Consider the following 3,800-nt stretch of genomic DNA (forward strand, 5'->3'; position numbering starts at 1 on the left):
TAACTTGCCAGACAAGACAGCCTCCGATTGAAATCGGGGCTAGTGATGCAAAGTCCGCCTACGCGGACTAGTTAATCAGTCCGCGTAGGCGGACTTTGCACTCTGAGCGGCGGTTTCTAACCGCTGGAATTATCGGTAGTATCAATTACTAATTCTCAATTCTGCTGCTCGCGACGTTCCTGTAGTTGTAAAACGATCTGTTGGTGCATTTCGCGGGTAATCGGGTAAAAATAAGCACAAACTAAACCGCAGATTAGCGATAGTATCGGAATTGGGCCGATCGACAGTCGAATAGCGTCCAATACTGCCACAGGTTGAATCGGTATCGGGATGTCAGCAGTAGGGAGCCGATAACCCGTCCGCTCTAAACTTTGTAATACCCCGGCAACTGCTAATCCCAGACAGATTTTTTGCAAGAACACCATAAAACTATAAAAAATCCCCTCGCGGCGTTGTCCCGTGCGGAGTTCGTCTAGCTCGATGACATCGGGCAACATCGACCACGGTACTAGATAAGCCGTAGACACCCCTAACCCAGCCATGACCGCAAATATATACATCAGGGTAGTTTGACCGGGCTGAAGCGAATATAAACCCAATTGAGCGACGATCCAGAACCCCGTGCCGACAAAGTAAACGACTTTTTTGCCCACTTTTTGACTGATGGCATTCCACACCGAGAGCATCGCCAACGCCGTCCCCTGCACGGCTAAAATCACTAACGGCGAATCTGCTTGTTTCAAGCCCATGTAACTGACGACAAAATAGGGAATAATCGCTGCCGTCAATTGGAGGCTAAACCAGGAGCAGAGGTAAATCCCAACGACGAGTAGAAAGGGGCGATTGGTAAATACCAACCGTAATTGCTCCCGCATGGGCATCATCACTGGCTCCAGTTCCGCTGGATGCTCTGCGGCGACGGCTTTCGCGCGGCGAATGGTACCGAAGACGCACCAGAACAACGGGAATACCGATAGCACGGCACAAATCGTGCCGATCGTGAGATATTGGGTAGCAGGATCTAAAGGCTGTTGAAAAATCGTCCGAGCGATGAGGAGAGCGACAATGCTACCCCCGAGCGAAAATGTAAACCGAAACGTACTCAAACTGGTACGCTCGTTATAATCTGCGGTGAGTTCGGCGGTAAGGGCGGTATAGGGTAAATTTACGACTGTAAAAAAGGTATTAAATAAGATCGAAATTAAGGTATAAAAGGCAAATAAACCTAATTGATTGGTCTCGGGAAATGGGACGATCCACTGTAAGGCAAAGAATAGCCCAAATGGAATCGCCCCCCAGAGCATCCACGGATAACGCCTGCCCCATCGTTTGCGGATCTTATCGCTAAAAAGCTGCCCGCGATCGCTCAATACGCCCACCATCGGATCGTTGACTGCATCCCAAAACTTGCCGACTAGTTGGCTTTGTCCCGCCAATCCCGGCGATAAATGCGCGACATCCGTCAGAAAGGGCGACAGATAAGATAACAGTAAAATCGACGTAATTGCCGCCCCCGCATCTCCCGCTCCATAGGCGAGTTTGGTCGCAAAATTCATTTTACCGATGGTGGATGATGGCGGTAGTTTGTCAGATGGCGAGTCGTCGATTTCGGGTGGGGAATCAGTCATATGAAGGGGAAGGAGAGAAAAATCTGACATCATCATATCTTCTCTCTAACCTGAATTTTTAGGGCTGTTAGAAACAATAGTCCCAAGGTGACTTCTAGATCGAAATCGAGACTTCATCGCCTTGAATAGTGACGGGATATGTTGGAATACTTTGAGCTGACTTGCCCAGGCTGAGCACTTGATGCGACCATTCTGGCAGGGGAATTCCCGCAAACGAACCGACCCACTTGACATTTTCACCAGTTGTCAGATCGAAACTCGCACCATGCCAAGGACATGTTACCGCACGATCGCACACTTTCCCTTTGGCTAGTGGCATCCCCAAGTGCGGGCATTTATTTTCAACGGCATAGATTTTGTCATCAATTTTCGTCAAGATAACTTTCTGGTTCTCGACTTTAACAGCTAGTAATTCACCTTCTCTAATTTGGCTGGTGGTAGCTACAGAAACAGTTTTCATGGGGCAATAATAAATATACGATTGTTAAACTATTATGATTAGCCTACCAGGATGTTAAGCGCAATTTGCGAAATATCGCCGCGATCGCGCATTTCTATACAATTGTCAGAAGCTGAATCGCTTCGATAATCAGGATCGCTATCCACACAAAGATCCCAATCCCCGCAGCCGCAGCGGCGATATCCTTAATCGCGCCAATCTGGGGATTTTGTTGCGATTCGACAAAATCACACAAGATTTCAATCGCACTGTTGAATAATTCGCCTAGTAACATCATACCAGTTGCTAATAGAATCAATGACAAATCGACCCATTTATGAAACGCGATCGCACCAATGGCGATCGGGAGCGATAATGCTAGTTTGTAGGCAACACTAAAATCCGTGATGACGGCAATATGCAAACCTTTGAGAATAACTTTTATTTTTTTAATCGGATGATAGCCAGGAGTACTGTACTGTCTCGACATAGAGCGATACTCCCCAATAATAATCATCTAAGTAGTTGTTACCTATAACCCCAGCGGTTAGAAACCGCTGCTCGTGATACGAAGTCCGCCTGTCTTATCGCACTAAACCGTCGGGAAACCCGACGAGCGTGCGCCGCTACGCGGACTAAATATATATCAGTCCGCGTAGGCGGACTTTGCAACATTAGCCACGATTTCAATCGTAGGCATTCTATAAAGTATCTTAGATAGTTTGCAGCGATCGCATAAATCTTTGTAACTGACGACTTTCGAGTTCTAATACGCGCCGTGCAAAATCTCGATCGCGATCGAGCAAATCGTCAAAGGCGTTGACTGGGACTGCTAAAATACGGGTAAAATCGCCTTTAGCCACGATCGTATTCTGGGAGTCGCTATGTGCCAAAACTTCTAATTCATCGAGTGTTTGCCCTAATTTGAGTTGCTCGATCCGCACTTCTTGGTTGGGGAGATGGAAGAGAATATGTGCATTTCCTTCAATTAATAGCAGGAGTTCGCGACAGGTATCGCCAGCTTCGGTAATCACTTCATCATCGGTAAAGGTTCTAAATTCGGCACGTTCGGATAGTGCGATTAATGTTTCACTATGAATCCGGTTAAAGAAGTCGCTATTAAATAGATGCACCACTTTTTCTAACAAGGCAAATGTCTTTAACGATGGGCATTGTGTAGATGCTGACAAGATAATTTTGACGGCTTCATTAACCAAGGGTGAGTTTTGAGGATCGGTATAATTACGGGAGATTGTTTGAGAGCGATCGAGAGCGAGTTGGGCGGTAATATACAGACAAGCTGTTTGAATGAGGGGATTACGATCGTTGAGTAATGGTGATAGAGAGTTGAGGGTTTCTTCACTTGAGTAGTCGATCGCACAGGTATTTGTGAGTCCTGATAATGGTCTGAGCTTTTCAATTATTTCTGGATGCAGTCGTTTTTGCCAATCTGCTGACTCTAATAGTTCCAGCAAAACTACCGGAGCTAAATTGCCTAATTGTTGGGCAAGATCGATCGCGGCTCTATCGCTCTTGAGGCTGATTATTACTTCTAAAATATTCTGGACGATTAACTCTTTCTTGTGATGAATGCTACTCTTGAGTAACAGCAACACTGCTTGATGCTCGGATAGAATTGGTTGATTGAGTCCGCGATAGCAGTTAATTAGATCTGGTAATTGAGCGAGTAAAAATTCTGCTCTGCGGACACTGCCAGCTTCTGGAGAAATTCC

At 46.2% G+C, this 3,800-nt stretch carries 4 protein-coding genes; all 4 read right to left on the bottom strand.

Annotated elements, in window-relative coordinates; genetic code table 11:
• Positions 1-155: 155 nt before the first annotated feature.
• Positions 156-1,628: an MFS transporter gene (locus RMO35_RS04020; RefSeq protein WP_309738723.1), complete on the bottom strand. Its 1,473-nt coding sequence runs from the start codon at positions 1,626-1,628 to the stop codon at positions 156-158.
• A gap of 94 nt (positions 1,629-1,722) precedes the next feature.
• Entirely contained in the window at positions 1,723-2,088 is a 366-nt protein-coding gene (locus RMO35_RS04025) for a Rieske 2Fe-2S domain-containing protein (RefSeq protein WP_309738725.1), read from the bottom strand.
• Positions 2,089-2,182: 94 nt separating this feature from the next.
• Positions 2,183-2,557, bottom strand: coding sequence for a diacylglycerol kinase (locus tag RMO35_RS04030; protein ID WP_309738726.1), 375 nt, complete (start codon positions 2,555-2,557; stop codon positions 2,183-2,185).
• Between the two features lie 223 nt (positions 2,558-2,780).
• The coding region (locus RMO35_RS04035) for a cyclic nucleotide-binding domain-containing protein (protein ID WP_309738727.1) at positions 2,781-3,800 on the bottom strand (1,020 nt) is incomplete at its 5' end.

This window comes from Chamaesiphon sp. OTE_20_metabat_361, assembly GCF_031364565.1.